Genomic DNA, 22,362 nt, shown 5'->3' with positions numbered 1-22,362 from the left:
ATGGTGTGAGTATTGAGGATTCTATGGAAATTGTTTTAGCCAATCCGCGTGGTTTTTGTGCTGGTGTAGATCGTGCCATTGCGATCGTGAACCGTGCCCTAGAATGCTTTAACCCACCGATTTATGTGCGGCATGAAGTGGTGCATAACAAATTTGTCGTCGATGACTTGCGTCAGCGTGGTGCAATTTTTGTCGATGAACTCGACGAAGTTCCTGACGATAATATCGTGATTTTTAGCGCACATGGTGTTTCTAAAGCGGTACAACAAGAAGCTGAACGTCGTGGTTTGAAGGTCTTTGATGCGACTTGTCCATTGGTGACTAAGGTACATATTGAGGTGACCAAATATGCCCGTGAAGGTGTAGAAGCTATCCTGATTGGTCATGAAGGTCACCCTGAAGTCGAAGGTACCATGGGGCAATATGACAAAAAAAACGGTGGTGAGATTTATCTAGTTGAGGATGAAGAAGATGTTGCCGCTTTAACGGTGCGCAATCCTGAAAAAGTCGCTTTTGTCACGCAAACGACTTTATCAATTGACGATACAGCGAAAGTGATTGATGCCCTTCGCCAAAAATTTCCACTGATTCAAGGTCCACGTAAAGATGATATTTGCTACGCTACGCAAAACCGTCAGGATGCAGTGCGTGATCTGGCTGAACGTTGTGATGTCGTACTTGTGGTAGGTTCTCCAAACTCTTCAAATTCAAACCGCCTACGTGAGCTGGCGGAACGTATGGGGAAAGCAGCTTACCTAGTTGATAATGCTGATGAGCTAAAACAGGAATGGTTTGCAGGAAATGCCCAGATTGGGGTAACAGCAGGCGCATCTGCACCGGAAATTTTAATTAAGCAGGTCATTCAGCGTTTACAGGATTGGGGTGCAACAGCACCTGAAGAGCTGGCTGGACGTGAAGAAAATATTACTTTTAGTTTGCCCAAAGAGTTACGTATTCCTGTAACACAGGCTTAAACTGCGAAGCATATAACACTTTAAAAAACTGATTAAAAATAGGCAGATAACCGTTATATGACGGTTATCTGCTTTTTTATGCCTTTTATCCTGAAGTGTGAGGATTTTGTAAAGTTGTTGGTTATTATTTTTAATAGGGCAACGTCTGTGTCTTGGGGGGAGTATGCGACAAAAAGAAAACGGGTTCACCTTAATTGAGTTGATGGTGACCATTGCGGTGATGGCGATTATTGCGACGATGGCTGCTCCTTCCTTTAGTAATTTATTGATTAAAGAAAATCTTAAAACTACGGCTTTTAATATGCGGGATACTTTAAAAGAGGCCCGCAGCAGGGCATTGCTGAATCGTGCATCTACTGTGGTGTGTACATCGCTGAGTAAGTCTGCATCTGCTGTTACTCAAGATGGATGCGGTGCAAATTTGCCAAACTATACAACGACTATGTCGGCTTCGCTAAAAAAAGATAGTGTCTTTGTGGTAAATGTTGAAAAAAAAATAAATATTAAAAGTACGTCGAGTGATAGTTTTGCGTTTTCTGCTCAAGGAAACTTAACGGCTGCACAAACAATAACTTTTTGCTCTTCTGTTGGATCATATATTTTAACGGTTGGTATCCTTGGAACAGTTGAAATTACACCAGGGGGAGTCTGCTCATGATTGGTGTTTCCGGTCAAAAAGGCGTTGGATTGATGGAAGTTCTGGTTGCGATGCTAATCCTTGCTATCGCAATTCTAGGCTATGCAGCGCTGCAAGTCAGAGCAACAGCAGCGACAGAAGAATCAATTAAAAGGGCTGATGCACTTATTTTATTAAATGGACTTGCAGAAAAAGTAAGGCTAAATCCGACAGGTGATTACAAGGCAGCTGTACCCAGTTCTTTGCCTAACTGTGATAGCGGCTGTAATGCGGCGAATCAGGCGCTTTATGACTTAAAACAATACAGTGATGTTGCTGTATCAAAAGGGATGAAAGTTGGCGTAATGAATTGTTTAAATACTTCGGCAAGTCAGGAGCGAGTATGTTTAATCGCGGCTTGGGGGGAAACTCAGCCAATTACTGATGCTAAAGCTACTCCGGATGCTCCTTCAGTTCAAAATGCATGTTTAAAAACAGATGGAAAATATGCAGATGATTCTAGTTGCTTGGTGCTGGAGGCATATTAATGAAAACATTTAAACAGGCTGGTTTCACGCTAATAGAATTAATGATTGCAATCACATTGGGCCTGATATTGGTTGCTGTGGCAATTCAAATGCTTGTAAGTGGGCAGCAAAACTATCGGATTCAATCCTCCGCCGCATCTTTGCAAGATAGCGGTTTGTTTGGGATTAACTACGTCACTAAGAATATCCGTTTAGCAAACCATGGCAATGCCAGCATTATTAATGATGCATCATTGTATGGCGGTATTGTATTAAGCAATCAAACAAGCAGCACAGCTACTCCTCCAGCAAATGGCAATTTAAAAGGTCTGAAAATTGGAACAGCATTGCTGACGGGCAATGACTTAGTATCGGCAAGTGTGAATAATGACAGTGCATTTAGTACTTATCCAAAAAGTGATCAGCTGATCATTATGTATCAAGCACCAATGAATACTTTTACATGTGATGGTAAAAAAGTAAAAGGGCCAGAAAAAACTAGTACAAATTACGCTAAAGGTTGGTATGTCATTGAGCGCTATTACATTAGTAAAGATGTCACTAAAAGTGAAGCCAACCTAAATTGTTCATCAAGCATGTTTATTGCAGAGGGTGAAACTGTTCCACAGACTTATGAATCTCAAACTATTAATGCTGTAAATACACTGACAACGAGTTATGCGGCGAATGCTGGCGAAATTATTGCAAAAAATATTGAATATATGAGAGTGCAATTGGTTGTTCGTAATACCAATGGCACTACACGTACTTTAGATGTGAATGAATATAAGGCTATTAATGCAGTACCGCGCCCAGCGGTAATTGGGGTGAATCTAGGTTGGCTCGTGCGTTCTTCAGAAAAGGTCGCAATGGCTGAGAAAACAGAATTTAAAGTTTTAGATCAGACGATTACGGCCGCTAAAGATGGTTATATGCGTCAAGTCTATACCACAACAATTGCGATCCGTAATGGTGGATTGGGGGATATCTAATGATAAATCATTCAAAACACCAAGAGGGTGTAACCCTAATTACTGTATTGATTTTACTGATATTAATCACAGTTGTTGGCTTGTACGCTATCCGCAACAGTATCTTTAGCTTAAAGCTGGCGACAAATGCTCAGGTACAAACCTTATTAATGCAGACTTCTGACGTTGCATTAGATCATTTAGAAAAAAACTTTAATGCCAATGAAAGCACGAATTTAGCAGGTACACCAATTGGGCAGGTTTTATTAGATGGCAACCAAGGTAAGGAGCTGCAATTTTGTTTTAAACCAACAGAAATAGAAGGCAGTGCGGCTAAAAATAATATGTTTTTTAATCTTGGTGATTTTCGGATTATTGAGCGAGCTTCAGCGACTGCTGCTACAGGTGTAAGTGCTGCGCTTTCTGGAGATATTGATGCGGTTTGTAATCCAGCAACGATGTTTTCTATCAGTCGAAAGGCGATTGTGACGCAGGTTTCTGTTGTTAATCCAGATGATCCTGCAGTGGAAATGCGCAAATTTGAATTGACCAATAAAAATACAGATTTAAAGGCAGATGTAGATACTAAGCGTATCCGTGTAGTTGCAACATCGTTTGCTCCTGCTATGGCGCCGTCAGTAACTTTAACAGAGATGAATACGTGTTTGAGCGGGCGTGTAATGGATGATTTGCTATTGAAAAACCGTGTAAATAGTTCAACAGGTCAAGTTAAGGTAGAGACTTTGCATGAATGCCTAAATCAGCTGGGTGTGCCACTGAATACGCAAGTTGCAGAATACGTTGTTCGCTTAACAGAAACTAAAACTTGATTAAGCACTGGAATATGGGGATAAAAAAGATGAAATTGAAACCTCTTGTAAGCATGATGGTATTACTTCCAGTGATAGTGTTGCCAACAAGTACAGCAGTTTTTGCAAGTGATTTAGAAATTTATAAAGGTAATACGACTGGTAACACTTCTATTTTATTAATGCTGGATACTTCAGGAAGTATGGGAATTAGTTCTTTGGTACTTCCTAAAAACAATAAATATGGTAGTCCTGGTGATGTTGATAGTTCACTTTGTGCGAAAACAGGTGTTGTTGAAACCGGTAGTTCTACAGCTATAAATCAATGGAAGTATAATGCTCTTGATCTTCGTACAGGAAGTGCTACCAACAATAAGACTTCTTTTAAAAAGCAAGTCACCATAAATGGCCAGACCATTGATTATTATTTACGTGGTTGTGGTAATCCAAGTATTAATGCTGATGGTAATTTAGTTGAATCTAATACTGGAAAGTTTGACCGGTTATCACGTCTGAAAGATGCATTAATTCGATTATTGGCTGATGATAGTATCTCCAATGATATCCGTATTGGATTAGGACATTTTTCTGCAAAAACCAGTTTAACGATCGGTACAACTACGAATAAATTGGTAGATGGTCATTCAGGAAAAATTTTAGTACCCGTCAGTAAGCTTACAGCTACTCAACGAGAAAAGCTGATTCGTGAACTCGTGAACATTAAATCGGTTGATACGACTACTAATGAAGATGGCACTGCAAATTCTAATTTAAAATTATCTAGTACTGCCTATCCAGATATTTTTAAAGCCTCTAGTGGTACACCAGCTGCTCATGCATATGCTGAAGCTGCAGCTTACATGATGGGGACTACGACAGGACAGGACTCCAGCTTACCTTCAAGGACTTCCATTTTGTATGATGGTTATTCTGTAATGCAAAAGTCGGATGATGCGAGCAAGCAAGTTTATTATGTTTGTGTTGCACTAGGCACTGAACGTCCCGAAGCTTTAGGTGCTACGGTCATGGCATGTGATAATGAATGGAATAAGGGTGATAGTGAATGGTATAACAGTACCAATAAGCGTATGGGCTCTGGCATCAAAATCTATAGACCAAAAGAGGCTGCTGATAGTGATCTAGATGGTGATGGTTGGATTCCTGTATCTGCTGATGACTTATATGCCAAAGTTGGAGCTATGAATTCATTGTGGGAGACGCATTTAAAATTGCCTGAAGGCTGGAGATATGGTGGCTGGATGAAGCTTGCCAATGAGCCTATGGATATTGAACCAATTGGTGGGAAAGTCTGGGGAAATAAAAGTGCATATAATCTAGTTTCATATAGAAGTAGTCCTTTTTCAATAAAAACAGGTTCTACCACTAGCACTGTAACGACACAAGGTTTTCAAAACTGTCCAGCTGGCTTCCAAGTTGATACTGGATGGATTTCCTTATGTTATATGAATCTTTCAAATAGTAACACACAGGCGGATTATACAGAACGTCAAAATCAGAGTTGTGATCCTAATATAGGTGATGATCCTATTCTGAACGTTTATGATAGAAACGGGAGTGGTAATTTACAGAGTACAACTGAACGTGCTAATAAAAATTATACAACCTTTGTAAATAATGGTAATGGTAATGGTAAAAAAAGATGTGTGCAAACGAGACATTATGTTGCACGGTCATGGGGTCCGATAACACAAACAATCACTACATCAGGTCCTGTTGATAATAATTATGGTGGTTTCGCTTATTCGGCAGCAGATACAAAGGATGGGAATAATTATGCCGCAGGTGGTACAACAAGTAGTTGTGATGGTAATGGTATTTACTTTTTAACTGATGGTTCGCCAAACTCTACTAAAGATAGTATGGCGCAAACTATTATGAATACTTCATTAAGTAATAATAGTAGCTATACGTTTTCTGCAAAACCAAGTGGGAATGCGGTGTTAGGGTCTCCAAAATTAACTTCTGGCCTATTTACAGATGAAACCGGGGGGTGGGAATATATTGGTGAATATGCAAAAAAATTACTAGACAGGACTAAAAATCCTGCAAGCATGTCAATTAAAACTGCCGTTGTAGGTTTTGGTAGTGCTTTTGAGGGATTAACTTATACAGAAGTACCAGAAGAAATTACATTAGCAGATGGGACTAAAAGAAGTATTTTGAGAAAAATATATAACTGTGACAGTTCTGCGACTGCATCAATGGATGCCAAAAATGCTTGTAAATGGGGAAATGCTGATTATGGACAAGGAGGATTCTATCAAGCAACAAATTCTGAAGATATTAGAAACAGTATTTTAATGTTTATTAATGATGTACCTCCTAAGTTTACTCCTTCCAGTTTAGGCTCAATTTCTGTCCCTCGTGATCCTTTGGATCTAACCAAATATATGACCCAAGGCTTTTTCCCTATGGTCATGCCCGTACAAGATTCGACTTTACGTACATGGATGGGTAACTTAAAGAAATATAATATTGTTGGTGGAACATTAAAGGATAGTAATGGAAATGCAATTTACAAGCTTGAGAATAACCAACAAATAATTAATACAAATGCAAAAGATTTATGGTCCGATGCTGTAGCAGGCAGTGATCATTCATTAATTAATAGCGGCGGTGCATGGAATAAAATTCCTGTTCCATCTACAGCTTTGGCTGCAGTAGACTCAATTAGTAATGTAGATAGTGAGCGGAAAGTTTATATCTTAAATGGAAGCTCTTTAAAGAAAGTCACTAAGCAAAATCTGGCAACTAACTTTACTGGTGCAGACGCACTGCCAAGTACCTATACAGTAAATCAGCGCTTAGCTTTATTAAATTTTATAGGCTATCAAACAGCATTTCCAGCAGCAACGAACCAAACAACTTTAACTAATACGGATATTAATGCACTTGCTGTTAATCCAGTAAATCCATATAGATTCCTTGGGGGAGTAGTACATTCTACGCCACTCATGTTAACAAAAGAGTCAACAGTTACTACAAGTAATGCTGCTGATGCACGTGAAGAATATACAGTTTATGGCTCAATGGATGGTGGTTTGCATATTGTGAACGCTAAGACTGGTAAAGAGCAATCTGTATTTGTTCCGCCAGAAATTATTTCGAATCAATATGACACGTTGGCTGGTAAAGATTCTAAGGGTATCGATAGTTTGTCAGGAATCGCTTATGGCGTAGATGCACCATGGGTAGCGGACAATACCTTTAAGGTTCAAATTACTAAGTCTGGTGCAGCTACAACCACAAAATATGTTGCCAATAAAATGAATATTTATGGCGGTTTGCGTATGGGGGGCGAGGGGCTTTATGGGTTAGATATTCTTAGTCCAGCAAGTCCGAAGCTGTTATTCCAAATTAAACCAACAGCAACAAATGAATTTCAGCGTTTGTCTCAAATCTGGACTAAACCGACTATTGCTGAAATTCGTATCAAAGGTGAACGTAAAAAAGTCTTAATTTTTGGCGGCGGTTACGATGCGGCGGCATATGAGCAAGCGAACGCTACAAATCCAAGTTCAACTTATGGTAATGCTTTATACGTAGTCGATGCTGTAAATGGTAACTTGATCTGGATGAGCAGTTCTGATACTTCTGGTGTTTCTACTGCGAATAGTCACAAACAGACTGTAAATAGTGACATAAAGTATAGTGTTGTAGGACAGCCTGTAGTACGTGATTATGATGCGGATGGTCTTGCAGACATGATTTATTTTGCAGATTTGGGCGGACAGATTTTCCGTGTAGATTTGAATAATAACAATCAAATGTCTGCAACTGACAATACGAATATTGCGGTGCGTGTGAAAACATTAGCTAAGTTAAAAGATGGAACATTTGTACCGCGTTTCTATGATCGTTTATCTACGGCAGTTTTTGATGATGGGCAAAACCGCTTTGTACTTGTGACAGCGGGTTCTGGTAATCGCAGTTTTCCTTTGGAAGAAGAGGTTGGCGGAAAAAACAAAATCTATGGTTTAATTGACCGTGATGCTGCTGCCAATGGTTTGGAAAACTCTAGCTTTACATCTGCTCCAACTATTTTGCCAGCGAATTTGGCTAAATCAGGCATACTTGGCAAAACGGTTACTAAGCAAATTTCTACTGCTGACATTGCTAATATGAAATTAACAACTGGTAGTACTATGCTTCGTGGCTGGAGCTTTGAGCTTCATTCAGTTGACTCTGGAAATTATGCGCGTGCATTTGAAGAGTCACAGCTCATTACTGGTGATTTATATGTCAGCCTGTATGATCCCAAAGCGACATTGACTGGAACCGTTAGCGGCTGTGGTGGTGGGGTGATGGGTATTTCAACCACTCACCGTATTTGCATGCCTTATGGTGATTGTGCAGCATATGTCAAAACTAGCTATCAGGGTATTAATGGTCCTGCCTTTGGCGCAGTTTCCTCTACAGATCCGAGAACAACAACGTTGGTTGGGCCAATTGCAGAGACACAAGAAGCTTGTGTGGGGAATTGTCCAACTGCAAATACCAAATTAACCGATAAAAATCTGTATACATATAGCCAGGCACGCAAGATTAAACCTATCCGCTGGTTTGAATGGTGAGGAAGGTATATATGATAGATCCTCGAATTAAACGTTCAGGTTTTACTTTAATTGAATTGATGGTTGTGGTGGTAATAGTTGCAATTTTTGCAGCTATTGCTATACCCAGCTATCAGGGATATGTTGCTAGGGCTCATAAATCAAAAGCACAATCTGAAATGTTAAAAATTGCTGAGCGGCTGGAAAATTACAAAGGCAAGCAATTAAGTTATGCAGGCTATGTTCCAGAGCATCAAACAGTGAATAAGGGTGAGATTAATATTCCATATGATTCAGGAACTGATTTTGATTACCAAATCAAATTGGTCGATATCAATGATTCAACCATTGTCGTGGAAGATTCTGCTGTTGGGCAAGGGTGGAAAATGATAGCCTTTCCTAATCAAACAAAAAGTAATGCACTTAGAAATTCTGAATACTTATTATTGGATTCGAGAGGAAGCAAGTGTATGACTAGAGACTCCTTGGATATTACGAGTACAAGTTGCGGTGTTAATACAAAAGAGTGGAAATAATAATGAAAAATATTAAAGGCTTTACTCTCATTGAACTTATAATCGTAGTTGCTGTGTTAGGCGTTCTTGCTGCAATTGCATATCCATCTTATCAAAGCTATGTAAAACGAACAAATCGTGCTGAAATACAAAGTACCATGATGGAAATTGCGCAAAGATTGCAATCCTACAAGTTGTCTAATGGAGATTATGGGGTAAATAATTCTACGTCTAGTTATGCGATGAATCCATTGATTAACCCAGCTATTTATGGGCAAACGGTAGCACCAAGAAACGGTCCAGCACTGTATGACTTAACCATAACCGCTTCACCGAACTCATCTTGGACGATGACGGCAACGCCAAAGATCAATGGGCAGATGAAAAATACAGGTAATTTAACTTTAGATAGCTCAGGCAAACAATGTTGGGAAAAAACATCTGGTGCATGTGAACCATGGGACGGCCGCTAACTAAATCCAAAATTCTACCTAAACACTTTTTGATCTTTCATTCAGGGCAAAGTTCAAGTAAAATACTGCCCTCTATGAAAGGGGTTTGAGCTGTATCGATGGTCGGTACAAGGATAATCCGTAAAAACTATAAGGTTCTATCATGGTTGTTATTCGTCTTGCACGCGGTGGTGCTAAAAAACGTCCGTTCTATCAAATCATTGTGACTGATAGCCGTAATGCACGTGACGGTCGTTTCATCGAACGTATCGGTTTCTTCAACCCTACAGCTCAAGGTAAAGCAGAAAAACTTCGTTTAGATGCTGAACGTTTTGCTCACTGGGTTTCTCAAGGTGCTCAACCTTCTGATCGTGTTGCTTCTTTAGCTGCTCAAGCTAAAAAAGCTGCAGTTGCTGCATAATTTTTATATAAATTAGGTAGTAGCTTGCCCATGACACCAACACAGAATGTTCCAGAAGATCGTATTCAGATTGGACAGTTGCGTTCAGCATATGGATTAAATGGGTGGCTCTGGGTCTATTCCAATACAGAACCTATGAGCAACATATTTGACTATCTGCCTTGGTACATTGAGACCAAAGCAGGTTGGCAAATTGTCGATGTAAAACGTTGGAAACCACATGGTAAAGGCCTGGTTGTTTCGCTGAAAGGTGTGAGTGATCGCACTGGCGCAGACGAACTGGTTGGCTCCAATGTCTGGATCTCTAAATCGCAACTGCCTCAAGCAGGCGTAGATGAGTACTATTGGTCTGATTTAAAAGGTCTAACTGTGTTAGGTCTGGACGATCAGGAACAAGAAGTCAATCTCGGTCAAATTTTTGAGCTGTTTGAAACAGGTGCTAACGATGTGATGGTGGTTCGCGCAACTGCCGACAGCATCGATGGCGAAGAGCGAATGATCCCATGGCATAAAGATGTGGTGCAACGCGTTGATCTTGAAGCTGGTCGTATCTACGTCAATTGGGGCGTAGACTACTAAGAATTTTTCGGAAATAAGGGAGTCTGCGATGTTTTTTGCAGTCATTACGCTTTTTCCTGAAATGTTTGAAGCGATTACAGCCTATGGTATTAGCGGGCGCGCAGCAAAACGTGAGTTGATGCAAATTCATTGCATCAATCCTCGCGATTATGCGACGGGCAACTATAAACGGGTGGATGAGCGTCCATTCGGTGGTGGTCCGGGTATGGTGATGATGGCTGAGCCTCTGGCAAAAGCAATCCAGCATGCCAAAGAGCTTGCAACGCAAGCGGGTGCAGTTCAGGTTCCTGTGGTGTATATGTCACCGCAAGGAAAGACCTTAAGCGAAACTGCGGTACAGGATTTTGTCAAATATGATGGAATCATTATACTGTGCGGACGTTATGAAGGGGTCGATGAGCGTTTGATCCAGCAATATGTTGATCAGGAATGGTCAATTGGAGATTACGTCTTGTCGGGTGGTGAACTTCCTGCGATGGTTTTATTGGACAGTATTATCCGGAGACTTCCGGGTGCAATGTCTGATGAGCAATCACACGTACAAGACTCATTTGTGGATGGTCTGCTAGATTGCCCACAATATACCAAGCCAGATCATTTTGAAGGTTTGGATGTGCCTGAGGTGTTAAAGTCCGGGCATCATGCCAATATTGAAAAATGGCGGTTTTTGCAGCGATATCAGCGTACACTTGAACGCCGCCCAGAGTTGGTGGAAAAAGTCGAGCTGACCAAGCAGCAGAAAAAATGGCTAAAAGATTTGTAAGATATTGATGAGTAATCATTTCTATCTTCAAGCAAGTACTTAAAATTATTTAAGTATTCTTTAATAGGCTCTTTATGGTTGAGATGGTCAACTATAAAGGGAAAGATAATCGGGTGTATGCGCTTTAGCCTCTATACCCAGCGATGATCAGACCTCTTCTGACTCGCACATATTGGAGATACCCCATGAGCGGTAAGCATCCTTTAGTTCAAGTAATTGAAAACGCACAATTGAAACAAAACATCCCTGCTTTTGCACCAGGTGATACAGTTATTGTTCAAGTTAAAGTAAAAGAAGGCGACCGTGAGCGTTTACAGGCGTTCGAAGGCGTTGTAATTGCTAAGAAAAACCGTGGTTTGAACTCTGCGTTCACAGTACGTAAAATTTCTAGCGGTGTTGGCGTTGAGCGTGTATTCCAAACTCACTCTCCAATCGTTGCTGGTATCGAAGTGAAACGTCGTGGTGACGTTCGTCGTGCTAAACTTTACTACCTACGTGAATTGTCTGGTAAAGCTGCACGTATTCGTGAAAAATTACCAGCTCGTAAAACTAAAGCTTAATTTTAAGCTTTATACGAGTAAAAAAATGCGCCTTTGGGCGCATTTTTTATATCTGGCTATTTTTATAAAAATCATAAACTTTGTAGTTTTAAACGGTTGGCATGTTGACGATAGGCAGCAACCGGATCAGGTGCAAAGGTACCTTTGATGCCAAATAACAAGTTGATTTCATCCAGATGATTCCATTGAAAATCATCACGAATCGTTTTACCAAATTTGGCACTACATACCGACACGATTCCATCGTTCGCGCCAGCCTTACTTGCAGAAAGTAGATCCAAGGCTTTCATGGCTGCATCACTGACATCTAGGGGATTAGTCACGGGTTGATTGCCCGTCATTGAATACAGTGCAATGCCTTGGTCTTTATATTTTCCCTCACCGCATGGACTCAGCGAAAGACCGAGTTTAAAGCGCTGGTTAAATTCTGCCGTGCCTTCAATCGACGTGCTGTGTCCTGCTGCAAGGGCGTTGTGTGGGAAAGCTTGACCGTCTAAGCCTTGTGCCCACATGATGACGTTGCCAAAACTACTGATCAGGGTATTGAGCAGTTCAGATGTTCCGGTCTGATTGGCAAGTCGCATGACATCAGAGGCGACAATGGTGCCTTGGTTGGCACCGCCCACAGTCATTACTGAGGCTACATGTTGCGGTATCACCCCGGCTGCATAACGCACGCTATGTGCACCATGACTATGACCAATTAAATTCAGTTTTTTGGCGCCCGTAATCGCCATGACTTCCTTGAGTTGCTCTACATATTGTTCACCTCTGATTTCGCTGGAATTGAAAGGTGAGATGCGGGTGGCAAAGGCAGTTGAACCATTACGGGCTAAATCTGGCAAAATTTGATACCAATAATCCATGCCCAAGGCATCGAAACCAATGCGATTAAAGCCGACCATGCCATGTGCAAATACAATCGGGTAGTGTGTTTTGGCGTAATTGGACACAACAAATCTGGATTCTGCTTGCTGCAAATTGGAAGCCTGCACATATTGGCTCGTAAATAATACGCAGCATAAGGTTATAAAATGCGTTCTAATTTTCATAAAGTTCCATTTTGGCGGTTTAAAAATTAGAAAATCCCTGTGCATTGGGATGACAGGGATGAGATTGAATTACAGGCCTTGCAATTTGAGCCGGTTGGCATGCTGGCGATAAACATCGACTGGGTCTGGAGCAAAGATATTTTTTAATCCGAGGAACTGGTTCACTTCATCCAGATGGTTCCAGTTGTAGTTATCCCGAATGGTTTTACCGAATTTGGCACTACAGCGGGAGACCAGACCATCATTTTCCTTGCCGCCATCAATGAGTAGAGCTGTAACTGTCAAGGCTGAATCAGGATCGAGCGGATTGGTGACTTGACCTATACCGGTAAATGAATAATGACGAATATCACCGTCTTTTTCCTTACCTTCACCGCAGGCGGTGGTTGGCATACCGAGCGGATATTTCTGGTTGAATTGAGCGGATCCTGCCAGGGTCAGGCTGCTACCACCGGCCAGAGAATCATGCGGGAAACTGTTCGGATCCAACCCTTGTGCCCAGGTGATGGCCTTAGACACCAGGTTGATACCACCGACTAAAGGCCCTTGTATCGGTGTACCTTCTGCTTGCAGGATCAGGTCTGCAACCGGGGAGCCCTTATGCGGAGCACCGACAGAAGTCAGGGAAGCGACTATTCCATTCCCTGCACCTGCGACATAACGAATGGTCGGGCCGCCATGGGAATGACCGATCAGATTGACTTTCTTTGCACCGGTAATGGCCAGAATTTCATTTACCTGCTCTAAAAGTTGCTCACCCCGAATTTCCGATGAGTTAAAAGGCGAGACACGTGTTGCCCAGACATTACCGCCATTACGCGCCAGATCCGGTAAAATCTGATACCAGTAATCCAGTCCAAACTGGTCAGTACCGATCCGGATGAAACCCGCCATACCATGTGCAAAGACAATCGGATATTGGGTCTTGGCATATTGTGAACTGGCTTTTGCTGTGACCTGACTGGCTTGGGTGGATGCCTGGGTGCTGAGACATGTACCCGCCAGCAGCAGGCCGGTGATTAATATTCCGAATTTCATTATATTTTCCTCACTTTTGTTGTTTTAACGGGATGATCCTCATCCAGTTGCCTAAAGTTCCCCTATGTAGCAGGGACTCAGTTTCCTAAGTTTTTTTAATTAATAAAGATGATCTATTCATAAAATAAGTGATTTATAAGCCTTGCAGCTTGAGCCGGTTGGCATGTTGGCGATACAGTGCGACCGGATCCTGCGCGAAAGGACCCAAAATGCCAAAAAACTGGTTTACTTCATCAAAATGGTTATGGGCATAGTCCTGACGAATGATTTGGCCATAGCGTCCGCTACACAGCGGTAGAGCACCATCATTGGCTTCTCCTTTCAGGAAACTGCTACCTAACGTCACGACTGTAGATTCAATCGCATCCAGCGGATTGGTCGCCTGCCGGTTGCCCATCCAGGAATAGTGATAAATTCCATTTGGCGTGAGTTTGCTGCCCTTAGACTGACAGTCTTTGGGAATGGCAGAGGAGCCATATTTCACATTGAAGGCCTGAATCGCCTCTGGATTCATGGCTTGCAGTGCCTCGATAATACTGACCGGATACTGGTTAGCTGTAACCAGATTCATGCTATGGCCCAAAATTGTACCAATGGCATGGATAAAGGGTTCAAGCAGTGGCGTCTGGCTGGCATTGACAGAAACCGGGGTGCCTTGCATCGCCCCGGCAATGGCGGTTAAAGAGGCGGCTTTATGCGGTGCAACGCCCTCGATATATTGAATCGTTGGGCCACCTTGGCTATACCCAATCAGATTGACTTTCTTATGGCCTGTCAGTGCCAGTACTTCATCAATTTGCATCAAGAGCTGTTCGCCGCGCAGTTCATTGGACGCAACAGCAGACAATTCGGCAGAAAACACCCGTGCACCATGCCGGCTCAGATCTTGGGGAATCTGATACCAATAATCCAGACCGATGCTCTCCGTTCCAATCCGGTTAAAACCCAGACCAAAACCATGCACAAAGACCATCGGGTATTTTGTCCTGGCATAACCTGAGAGAATAAAATTGCTTTTATATTGTTGTAATGCCGAGGCTTGCACAGGGCCAGTTAATAGGGAAACCAATAGCAAAAAGCTTAAGTACGATATTATTTTTTTCATTGCAGCTTCCCGATCACGGATAGGTCAAATAAAAAATAATCAGAAAAAAGCCTATATCTCAGCTGAAATATAGGCACTCTGGGATTATAAACCTTCTAATTTGAGCCGGTTGGCATGCTGGCGATAGAGGGCGACCGGATCGGGTGCAAACATACCCTTCAAACCAAACATCATGTTGGCCAGGTCCGTATGATTGAGTTTGTACTGGTCATGAATGACCTTGCCCATGAACGCACTACAGCGTGACACCATGCCATCATTGTCTTTACTGCCATAAGATAAAGGGCCGAGCTGCATCAGAATCGTATCAATATCCAGGGCATTGGTGGCTTGGGCTACACCTGTCCATGAATAATAATGGATTCCTTTACTGTCTTTCTGCTTTAAATTTTTATTGCAGTTTTCTGTGGAGGCCAATACACCATCTTTGACCACCTGCTGCGCCACTGTGGCATTAAAAGTATTTGAGCCGGTCTGGGTCAGGGATTTCATGGAAGCATCAAAATCAATTTCCAGTTCAGGCTTAAACTGACCCAGTGCAATCAATGGTCCAATAATATAATCACCTAAAATGTTAAAGGCGGTACGCGTCAGGCGATTATTCTGAATATCATCTGCCACTTTGGAGCCATGATAGGTGCCTGCAACGCCGGTAATCGAGGCAATATACTGCGGCTGGGTTGCTGCAACATACAGCACTGTTGGTCCACCATGGGAATGGCCAATCAAGTTCAGTTTTTGCTTGCCGGTAATTGCCAGAACCTCTTCAACCTGATGGATCAGTTGTTCTCCGCGATGCATCGTTGTATTTGCCGGCGATAATTGTGCAGCAAACACGGTAGAGCCATTACGTGCCATATCTGGCAGAATCTGATACCAGTAATCCAGCCCGATACTATCGGTGCCAATGCGTGACCAGCCTAGCCAGCCATGCACCATCAAGATCGGATATTGGGTTTTGGCATAGTCGGATCTACTCTTTTCGATGACTTGTGTTGCACTCGCTGCAGCCTGAGTCTGTGCAGAAAAACTGAATCCCAGAGTTGTCGCTAAAGCCACAGTCAGTAACTGGGCTGTCTTGCTGAAAGTATGCATAGCTGTCCCTTTTTAATTTTATCGTTATTCAAGCAATCATTGCTTTTTGTAGAGTGTCGCAAGCCACAAATCAGACGATGAAAATACAGTTTCGGCCTTCAGTGGCTGAGCAATTTTTCTTTTGAAGAAGCGGTATTTTTTCACTTCAGAGGTCTAAAACCATGTCATTTGGGGACATGCAGGACAGGAGGAATTTACATTGTAAGTATGTGTTTTATGTGCAGATGTATTTAAATAAAAAGTCTTTGAAATCATTATAATTTTTCTAAGTTATTTTGTGTAAATACGAAATATTTGGAAACAACTATAAAAGATCATTTTGAGAAAAAATATAAAGTTATCAAAAGGGCATTTATAAAAAAGCCATCAACAGGTGATGGCTTTTAGGCTTAGTCAGCAAAGGGTAGTTTGGCTCCCTGATCATGAACCTGTTCAAATGTTTCAACCCGCAGCTGTTCTTGCGGTGTATTAAAATGTTTGCTGCGAAGCTGGGCAATGGCTTGCTGTTTGGCAGTATGGGACATGCCGGACTGGGTAATCTGATCCCGTTCATCTAAATAGCCAGTCACCCGGTTTTTCCAGTCGCTGCGTTGTACATCCAGTTGTTCCAGACGTTGTGTCGCTTCAGCACCGACCAGATTCATCCGCATCTGCCGGATTTCATCACGGGAACCGCCACGGGCTTTAATATCTGCGGTGAGTTTGCGCAGATCTTCCAGTTTATTCAGTTGTTCCAGGTTTTCCTGCCAGTCTTGCGGGAGCTGCTGAAAAAGTGCTTTGAGCTTTTGGGCTTTTTCAGTCTCAGTCAAGCTTTTGTCTGCCAATACGCTCATCCGGTCCAGGGTATATTCATGATAGGCATCTTCTGTGCCAAACAAGCCCTCAATTTCATACTTGGAAAAGTACTGCTGGCGCAAATTCTGGGTAGTGTTATAGATACTGCGGTAATAGGCAGGATCTTCCTGATTCAACCCAGCCGGTGCAGCGAGCTGGCCCAAACCCTGACGGTACTGGATATAACGATCCCATAAATCCAGAATTTGCGAGAGTCCCGGTTCTTTATGATTCTGGCGAATATAGGCTTTAAAATCCTGCTGGATCTGCTGCAGATTTTTTTCACCAAATTGGGTAATAAAATATTCAAAACAGTTGCGGGTCTGTTCATTCACGATCAGACGATTGCTGGCATCTAACTGCATTTGACAATTAATTTCGGTATCTTGTTGGCTGGCACTGGGGAAGGAAGCATTGGCAGGGCCATTGACCAAGCGTACGGTTTGCTCTGCCTGAGTTTCAGTTAAAGGCGTTTTTGTCCCGGTATCTGTTTGAGTATTTTCTTTTGGGGACAGCCATAAGATCAGCGTGAGAATGCACAGCACCAGCAACGCCAGAATGATCCATATTTTATATTTCTGCATATCCTATGCACCTATTTTCTCGTTATTTCATTATTTTTAGAGGTTTAAGCTTTTTAAAAGCGTTGAGTTGTTCAAACCGGCTCAATATGCCATAAAAATCATCAGATACTATAGAAAAGTTGTAAATCCTCTCGCAGGGTTTTACCATGGCGCCAATTTATAAAATGTCTGATTTTTTGCCATGAAAGCATCATCTCCTAAAATTCAGCGTCGTCATCTTAGTGGTGTCTTCCTGCTTAATAAGCCTTTGGGCATCAGTTCCAATGCTGCATTGCAAAGAGTCCGCTGGTTGTATCGGGCACAAAAAGCCGGCCATACCGGTGCGCTGGATCCGCTGGCATCCGGTTTATTGCCCGTGTGTTTGGGGGAGGCGACCAAGTTTTCGCATTATTTATTAGATTCGGTCAAGCGTTATCAGACGACCGTATTTTTGGGGCATAGCACCACCACGGGAGATGTGGAAGGCGAGGTGCTTCTGGAAAAAGCGGTTCCTGAATTATCCGAGTCTTTGATTCAAAAAACACTGGCGCAATTTGTGGGTGATATCCAGCAAGTGCCGCCGATGTATTCTGCCTTGAAAAAAGAAGGCCGTCCTTTATACGAACTGGCGCGCAAAGGTATCGAGATTGAGCGTGAAGCACGTCCGATTACAATTTTAACGATTGAGCTTTTATCCTTTACCGAAAACAGTATTACGCTGGATATTACCTGTTCTAAAGGCACTTATATCCGGGTATTGGGTGAAGATATTGCCAAAGCACTGGGAACTTATGGTCATCTGACTTATCTGCACCGCATCAAAACCGGTCATTTTGATTTGATCCCGAGTTATACCATTGAATATCTGGAAAGCCTGAGCGAAGCAGAGCGTGATGCACTGTTGTTGCCGGCCTATGCACCGGTTGATCATTTTCCAAAAGTGCAGGTACCCGAAGGTCGCGCAGAATATTTTAGCCGCGGCATGGAAAGCAATATCGAACATGAAGCAGCTGAACAGGTGCTGGTTTTTGATGGCGAGAAATGTCTGGGGCTGGCAGAAATTACCGACAAAAAACGTCTGGTACCCAAACGCGTCCTGAACCTCTAATCGAGTCAAGATATGGAAATAGAGATCATCATCAGTCTGGTTGTCTTTGCATTTTTTGCAGGGGCGATTGATGCTGCCGTGGGTGGTGGTGGTCTGATCCAGATCCCGGCAATTATGGGGAGTTTACCGCATTTACAGCCTGCTACGGTCTTTGGCACCAATAAACTCGCGTCCATTTGTGGCACCGCTTCAGCGGCATTTTCCTATCTGCGTCAGGTAAAACTGCCCTGGTTGCTCTTGGGCATAATTGCACTGTGTAGTTTTGTCAGCTCTTTTATTGGTGCAGCCAGCGTTACGCTAATTCCAGTCGAGATTCTTAAGCCTTTTGTGCTGGTCATGTTGATCGTGATCGCAATCTATACCTTGATGAAAAAACAGTTCGGCCAGGTGCATACCGAACAAAAACTGAATCGGAAAATGCTGATTCTGGCCGCTTTGGGCAGTCTGGCGATAGGCTTTTATGATGGTATCTTTGGTCCGGGCACCGGCAGTTTCTTTATTTTCTTTTTTATTCGCTATTTAAGCGTCGACTTCCTGCATGCATCGGCTTTATCGAAAATTGCCAATTTCACCACCAACCTGGCCGCCTTAAGCTTTTTTATTCCCAGTGGCAATGTGCTGTTTATGGTTGGGGCAATGATGGCGGTAGCCAATATTTGTGGTTCCTTGGTCGGGGTGCGCTTGGCATTTAAATATGGCAGTGGCTTTATCCGGATTTTATTCCTGATTCTGGTCAGTCTGCTGATTTGCCGGATGGCATACCAGATGTTTTTTTAGATCTAAACCCGATGTAAATCATTCTCGATATTAAAATTTCTTAACAAATCACTGTATAAACTGCGTCTGAACCTGTTCTGAAAATCTTCTAGAATCAATGATATGAAAAATAAAACAATCGGAGAAATATCGGAATGACGACTATTTTTGAAGCATTAAGAGAGAGTCATGAGATTCAGCGTGATCTTGCAGAAAAATTATTACAGACTTCCGGGGATACACCAGAACGCCGCGAGCTGTTCAAGCAACTCAAAAATGAATTATTTGCCCATGAAGCTGCGGAAGACCGTTATTTTTATATTCCCTTGATGATGACCGATTCGGGCCTGAATATTACCCGCCATGCCTTGGCGGAACATCATGAAATGGACGAAATGATCGAGGAATTAACTGTAACTGAATTGAGTAATCCAGGCTGGATTGCCATGGCCAAAAAACTTTCCGAAAAAGTGCATCATCACTTAAAAGAAGAGGAACATGGTTTCTTCCAGCAGGCCGGTAAAATTCTGGGTGAAGAGCAGAAGACCGCTTTAGCAGTGCAGTATAAGAATGAATACCAGCGTTATAAAGACATGAAAAAAGATATGCTGGTACAAAGCTAAACATCGAACAGCTGACATTTGATTAGCTACTTTTCCATAATTTATAACTCAAATTAGATGTTTGAGTTAATCGTTATGCATGTTTAGCTTTAGAAGCTGTACAGCCTCATTTTCTTAAAAAATTAAATGCTTTTGTGTAGGCAATCTCCCTACTTTGGAAAGACCCAAAGTAGGCAAAAGTCTTTTGTTACCCATACACGACGTCCTGTCGTGATGGGTAACATGTGGCATCCTTGCCACACTCGCATATCAAAAATATCTTCACTGCAACTATGGCATCTGATCATATTTTTATCTGGAGATATGGGATTTTTATCCATTCATTTCTTCTTTGGATTTATCTCAAAGGAAGAAAGTGAAAGAATTAATGCAAATATTTAGTCAGTTGTTTAGATTCTAATCAGCCTTTTAGGCATTCTTTTCTGCTGATCCTTGACTGGCGGCACGTACGGTCACACCGACGGAGGCCAGCATGATACAGACTAATGCTACCGTCTGAAGAAGCGTAATTTTTTCGCCCAATAGCATAAAACCGGTCAATGCTGCCAAAGCTGGTGACAGGCTGGAGAGGGTGCCATAGCTGGTCTTGTTTAAATGCTGCAAAGCTTTTAAGTCCAGCGCATAGGGAATCGCTGTGGCCAGAACCGCAATGACAACGGCTTTACCCCAATGTTGCGTATCAATCAATGCGGGCGCATTGTTATAGAGCCCAATCGGAAGCAGACACAGGGCTGAAATGCTAATCGCGATAGTCAGTGCATGCATACCGATATTTTGCTGAACCACACGTTGCCCAAAGAAAATATACAGTGCCCAGCATAAACCCGCACCTAAAGCACAGGCGGCGCCGAGCAGGTCGAAATTACTGCTATTGGCCTGTCCCCATGGCACTATCAGTACAATACCCAGAATTGCCAGCATTACCCAGACATAATCTTTGCGGTTTTGAATCGAAATAAGAGCCAGGCCGATCGGACCAATAAATTCCAGCCCTACCGCAATCCCTTGGGGGAGTTTGCACAGCGACATGTAGAACAGGATATTCATTACGCCTAAAGCGGCGCTATAGCAGAGTAAATCCCGCCATTTCAAAAAAGGCAAACGCTGAATGATTTTCCAGGAACGAAACATCACGCCGACAATGATCGCTGCAAAACAGAGTCTTAAAATGGTCACTGTGATAGGGTCAAGGACCAGAAAAAGTTGCTTGGCGAAGGATGCACTGATCTGGTACGACATCATGGATAAAACCATGTACAACACAGCAAGGAGTTGGGCGTTTGGCATGGGAGTTACTTACACCAGAAAGGTGTAATCAGGACATGGAAGAAAGCGGGATTATAGCAAAACGGTTAATTTTTAATGAGTAGGGGTGGAAATAATTTTAAATTTAAAGTTACTTTTAAAAAGAGAAAATTTTGATCTTAGAAGAGTATTAGACTGAATTTATCGACTTTGAGTAGGCTTTTCCAGCTAATATTTTTTTAAATTCAAAGTGAGTAGTATTTCTTATAACGAATTTTAAATTTAAAAGTGCTCAACTGTATTTTTTCTTCTTTGACTGGTCACCGTACAACCCACTGAAGCACTGATAATCGTGGCCAATGCCAGCCATTGTGTCCACAACAAGGTTTCACCTAGAAAGACCAGCCCCGAGAGTGCGGCAATGGCGGGTTCCAGACTCATCAAAGTGCCGAAACTGAGTGCGCTTAAATTACGCAGTGCGATCATTTCCAGAGTGAAAGGCAGGGCACTGGCCAACACAGCCAAAGCCACAAAATACAACAAACTCATCGGTTCAAAAGTATGTGCCGGCATGCCTGCCAAGAGCGCAATCGGCATCAGCACCAGCATGCCGACAAACATGCCCAAGCATACAGTATGATTGCCAGAAACGCCTGAAGGTCTTTGGCCGGCAACGATATATAAGGCCCAGCAAGCACCGGCACCCAAGGCGAATGCAATCCCGATCGGGTCAAGCGGCTGGGCAGCCTGATCAAAAGGAAATAGCAGAACCAAGCCCAGAATCGCCAGTCCGACCCAGACAAAGTCGAATTTTTGCCGTGCATAAAACAGGGCAACACTTAAGGGGCCAATGAATTCAAAAGAGACGGCAATTCCCAGCGGTAGGCGATCAATCGATAGGTAAAACAAGAGGTTCATGCCGGCCAGAGCAAGGCCATAACTGATAATGGCCGGCCATTTGATTTGTCTGAAATGAATTTGCCAAATTTTAAAAATTAGTGCCAAAATCACAGCGCCCAAAAGCAGACGCATTGCGGAAACAGTCAGGATCGGAAACTGACCGAACAGATATTTGGCAAAGGAACCACTACTTTGCATACTGATCATGGCGATCAACAGAATTAGTGGCGCTTGCACAATAGGTGCAATTTTAAAATTCAGCATGACTAAATAGGTTTCGAT

General features: G+C 42.5%; 22 protein-coding genes. 15 read left to right on the top strand and 7 right to left on the bottom strand.

From position 1 onward, the window contains the following. Positions 1-23: 23 nt before the first annotated feature. From ispH to rplS, 12 genes are all read left to right on the top strand, one after another. On the top strand, positions 24-974 hold the full coding sequence (ispH, locus tag NI466_RS02845; protein WP_253172631.1) for a 4-hydroxy-3-methylbut-2-enyl diphosphate reductase: 951 nt from the start codon (positions 24-26) through the stop codon (positions 972-974). A 163-nt stretch (positions 975-1,137) separates the two neighbouring features. Next, positions 1,138-1,632, top strand: a complete 495-nt coding sequence (locus tag NI466_RS02840) for a GspH/FimT family pseudopilin (RefSeq protein ID WP_253172630.1) — start codon at positions 1,138-1,140, stop codon at positions 1,630-1,632. Beyond that, entirely contained in the window at positions 1,629-2,138 is a 510-nt protein-coding gene (pilV, locus tag NI466_RS02835) for a type IV pilus modification protein PilV (protein WP_253172628.1), read from the top strand. Before NI466_RS02840 ends, pilV begins: the two co-directional genes overlap by 4 nt. Beyond that, entirely contained in the window at positions 2,138-3,109 is a 972-nt protein-coding gene (locus NI466_RS02830) for a PilW family protein (protein WP_253172626.1), read from the top strand. Before pilV ends, NI466_RS02830 begins: the two co-directional genes overlap by 1 nt. Beyond that, complete coding sequence (locus tag NI466_RS02825) at positions 3,109-3,918, top strand: hypothetical protein (protein ID WP_180097414.1); 810 nt, start codon at positions 3,109-3,111, stop codon at positions 3,916-3,918. The genes NI466_RS02830 and NI466_RS02825 overlap by 1 nt, the downstream gene beginning before the upstream one ends. 29 nt (positions 3,919-3,947) lie before the next feature. Next, positions 3,948-8,492, top strand: coding sequence for a PilC/PilY family type IV pilus protein (locus NI466_RS02820; RefSeq protein WP_253172625.1), 4,545 nt, complete (start codon positions 3,948-3,950; stop codon positions 8,490-8,492). Between the two features lie 11 nt (positions 8,493-8,503). Next, a complete protein-coding gene (locus NI466_RS02815; protein WP_180097418.1) occupies positions 8,504-9,007 on the top strand; it encodes a type IV pilin protein in 504 nt (167 codons plus the stop codon). A gap of 2 nt (positions 9,008-9,009) precedes the next feature. Next, complete coding sequence (locus NI466_RS02810; protein ID WP_180097421.1) at positions 9,010-9,459, top strand: type IV pilin protein; 450 nt, start codon at positions 9,010-9,012, stop codon at positions 9,457-9,459. A gap of 142 nt (positions 9,460-9,601) precedes the next feature. Then, a complete protein-coding gene (gene rpsP / locus NI466_RS02805) occupies positions 9,602-9,859 on the top strand; it encodes a 30S ribosomal protein S16 (protein ID WP_085064356.1) in 258 nt (85 codons plus the stop codon). Positions 9,860-9,889: 30 nt separating this feature from the next. Next, a complete protein-coding gene (gene rimM / locus NI466_RS02800; protein WP_044109067.1) occupies positions 9,890-10,438 on the top strand; it encodes a ribosome maturation factor RimM in 549 nt (182 codons plus the stop codon). Between the two features lie 28 nt (positions 10,439-10,466). Further along, entirely contained in the window at positions 10,467-11,201 is a 735-nt protein-coding gene (gene trmD / locus NI466_RS02795) for a tRNA (guanosine(37)-N1)-methyltransferase TrmD (RefSeq protein ID WP_253172623.1), read from the top strand. A 185-nt stretch (positions 11,202-11,386) separates the two neighbouring features. Continuing rightward, positions 11,387-11,761 (top strand): 50S ribosomal protein L19, encoded by a 375-nt coding sequence (gene rplS, locus NI466_RS02790; RefSeq protein ID WP_004281205.1) that lies wholly within the window; start codon positions 11,387-11,389, stop codon positions 11,759-11,761. 71 nt (positions 11,762-11,832) lie between these two features. Here the strand turns inward: rplS and NI466_RS02785 are convergent, their stop codons facing one another. The 5 genes from NI466_RS02785 to NI466_RS02765 all read right to left on the bottom strand — a co-directional run bounded on the left by NI466_RS02785 (position 11,833) and on the right by NI466_RS02765 (position 17,469). Continuing rightward, complete coding sequence (locus NI466_RS02785; protein ID WP_253172621.1) at positions 11,833-12,813, bottom strand: esterase/lipase family protein; 981 nt, start codon at positions 12,811-12,813, stop codon at positions 11,833-11,835. Between the two features lie 69 nt (positions 12,814-12,882). Beyond that, a complete protein-coding gene (locus NI466_RS02780) occupies positions 12,883-13,851 on the bottom strand; it encodes an esterase/lipase family protein (protein ID WP_253172619.1) in 969 nt (322 codons plus the stop codon). Positions 13,852-13,984: 133 nt separating this feature from the next. Then, positions 13,985-14,956, bottom strand: coding sequence for an esterase/lipase family protein (locus NI466_RS02775; RefSeq protein WP_253172618.1), 972 nt, complete (start codon positions 14,954-14,956; stop codon positions 13,985-13,987). A gap of 84 nt (positions 14,957-15,040) precedes the next feature. After that, positions 15,041-16,051, bottom strand: a complete 1,011-nt coding sequence (locus NI466_RS02770) for an esterase/lipase family protein (protein ID WP_253172617.1) — start codon at positions 16,049-16,051, stop codon at positions 15,041-15,043. Between the two features lie 389 nt (positions 16,052-16,440). Further along, complete coding sequence (locus tag NI466_RS02765; RefSeq protein ID WP_253172615.1) at positions 16,441-17,469, bottom strand: lipase secretion chaperone; 1,029 nt, start codon at positions 17,467-17,469, stop codon at positions 16,441-16,443. Positions 17,470-17,650: 181 nt separating this feature from the next. Between NI466_RS02765 and truB the strand changes: the two genes are divergently transcribed. From truB to NI466_RS02750, 3 genes are all read left to right on the top strand, one after another. After that, positions 17,651-18,556, top strand: coding sequence for a tRNA pseudouridine(55) synthase TruB (truB, locus tag NI466_RS02760; protein ID WP_253172613.1), 906 nt, complete (start codon positions 17,651-17,653; stop codon positions 18,554-18,556). A gap of 12 nt (positions 18,557-18,568) precedes the next feature. Next, positions 18,569-19,333 carry a sulfite exporter TauE/SafE family protein gene (locus NI466_RS02755; RefSeq protein ID WP_253172611.1) on the top strand — a complete coding sequence of 255 codons (765 nt, stop codon included), beginning with the start codon at positions 18,569-18,571 and terminating at the stop codon, positions 19,331-19,333. A gap of 134 nt (positions 19,334-19,467) precedes the next feature. Next, positions 19,468-19,935: a hemerythrin domain-containing protein gene (locus tag NI466_RS02750; protein ID WP_219307441.1), complete on the top strand. Its 468-nt coding sequence runs from the start codon at positions 19,468-19,470 to the stop codon at positions 19,933-19,935. A gap of 408 nt (positions 19,936-20,343) precedes the next feature. Here the strand turns inward: NI466_RS02750 and NI466_RS02745 are convergent, their stop codons facing one another. Together NI466_RS02745 and NI466_RS02740 are read right to left on the bottom strand one after the other, a co-directional pair. After that, positions 20,344-21,222 carry an EamA family transporter gene (locus NI466_RS02745; RefSeq protein WP_253172609.1) on the bottom strand — a complete coding sequence of 293 codons (879 nt, stop codon included), beginning with the start codon at positions 21,220-21,222 and terminating at the stop codon, positions 20,344-20,346. A gap of 240 nt (positions 21,223-21,462) precedes the next feature. Then, complete coding sequence (locus tag NI466_RS02740; RefSeq protein WP_004644997.1) at positions 21,463-22,344, bottom strand: EamA family transporter; 882 nt, start codon at positions 22,342-22,344, stop codon at positions 21,463-21,465. Positions 22,345-22,362 lie beyond the last annotated feature (18 nt).

The sequence above is a fragment of the Acinetobacter lwoffii genome (assembly GCF_024129595.1).
GTDB classification, from domain to species: domain Bacteria; phylum Pseudomonadota; class Gammaproteobacteria; order Pseudomonadales; family Moraxellaceae; genus Acinetobacter; species Acinetobacter lwoffii_O.
The sequence above is the reverse complement of the archived record's forward strand: the minus strand, read 5'-3'. Positions and strand labels throughout refer to the sequence as shown.

Bases quoted from the DNA above. Each gene is read 5' to 3' on its own strand.
- ispH (WP_253172631.1), top strand. From the start codon at position 24: ATGGAAATTGTTTTAGCCAATCCGCGTGGTTTTTGTGCTGGTGTAGAT.
- NI466_RS02840 (WP_253172630.1), top strand. From the start codon at position 1,138: ATGCGACAAAAAGAAAACGGGTTCACCTTAATTGAGTTGATGGTGACC.
- pilV (WP_253172628.1), top strand. From the start codon at position 1,629: ATGATTGGTGTTTCCGGTCAAAAAGGCGTTGGATTGATGGAAGTTCTG.
- NI466_RS02830 (WP_253172626.1), top strand. From the start codon at position 2,138: ATGAAAACATTTAAACAGGCTGGTTTCACGCTAATAGAATTAATGATT.
- NI466_RS02825 (WP_180097414.1), top strand. From the start codon at position 3,109: ATGATAAATCATTCAAAACACCAAGAGGGTGTAACCCTAATTACTGTA.
- NI466_RS02820 (WP_253172625.1), top strand. From the start codon at position 3,948: ATGAAATTGAAACCTCTTGTAAGCATGATGGTATTACTTCCAGTGATA.
- NI466_RS02815 (WP_180097418.1), top strand. From the start codon at position 8,504: ATGATAGATCCTCGAATTAAACGTTCAGGTTTTACTTTAATTGAATTG.
- NI466_RS02810 (WP_180097421.1), top strand. From the start codon at position 9,010: ATGAAAAATATTAAAGGCTTTACTCTCATTGAACTTATAATCGTAGTT.
- rpsP (WP_085064356.1), top strand. From the start codon at position 9,602: ATGGTTGTTATTCGTCTTGCACGCGGTGGTGCTAAAAAACGTCCGTTC.
- rimM (WP_044109067.1), top strand. From the start codon at position 9,890: ATGACACCAACACAGAATGTTCCAGAAGATCGTATTCAGATTGGACAG.
- trmD (WP_253172623.1), top strand. From the start codon at position 10,467: ATGTTTTTTGCAGTCATTACGCTTTTTCCTGAAATGTTTGAAGCGATT.
- rplS (WP_004281205.1), top strand. From the start codon at position 11,387: ATGAGCGGTAAGCATCCTTTAGTTCAAGTAATTGAAAACGCACAATTG.
- NI466_RS02785 (WP_253172621.1), bottom strand. From the start codon at position 12,813: ATGAAAATTAGAACGCATTTTATAACCTTATGCTGCGTATTATTTACG.
- NI466_RS02780 (WP_253172619.1), bottom strand. From the start codon at position 13,851: ATGAAATTCGGAATATTAATCACCGGCCTGCTGCTGGCGGGTACATGT.
- NI466_RS02775 (WP_253172618.1), bottom strand. From the start codon at position 14,956: ATGAAAAAAATAATATCGTACTTAAGCTTTTTGCTATTGGTTTCCCTA.
- NI466_RS02770 (WP_253172617.1), bottom strand. From the start codon at position 16,051: ATGCATACTTTCAGCAAGACAGCCCAGTTACTGACTGTGGCTTTAGCG.
- NI466_RS02765 (WP_253172615.1), bottom strand. From the start codon at position 17,469: ATGCAGAAATATAAAATATGGATCATTCTGGCGTTGCTGGTGCTGTGC.
- truB (WP_253172613.1), top strand. From the start codon at position 17,651: ATGAAAGCATCATCTCCTAAAATTCAGCGTCGTCATCTTAGTGGTGTC.
- NI466_RS02755 (WP_253172611.1), top strand. From the start codon at position 18,569: ATGGAAATAGAGATCATCATCAGTCTGGTTGTCTTTGCATTTTTTGCA.
- NI466_RS02750 (WP_219307441.1), top strand. From the start codon at position 19,468: ATGACGACTATTTTTGAAGCATTAAGAGAGAGTCATGAGATTCAGCGT.
- NI466_RS02745 (WP_253172609.1), bottom strand. From the start codon at position 21,222: ATGCCAAACGCCCAACTCCTTGCTGTGTTGTACATGGTTTTATCCATG.
- NI466_RS02740 (WP_004644997.1), bottom strand. From the start codon at position 22,344: ATGCTGAATTTTAAAATTGCACCTATTGTGCAAGCGCCACTAATTCTG.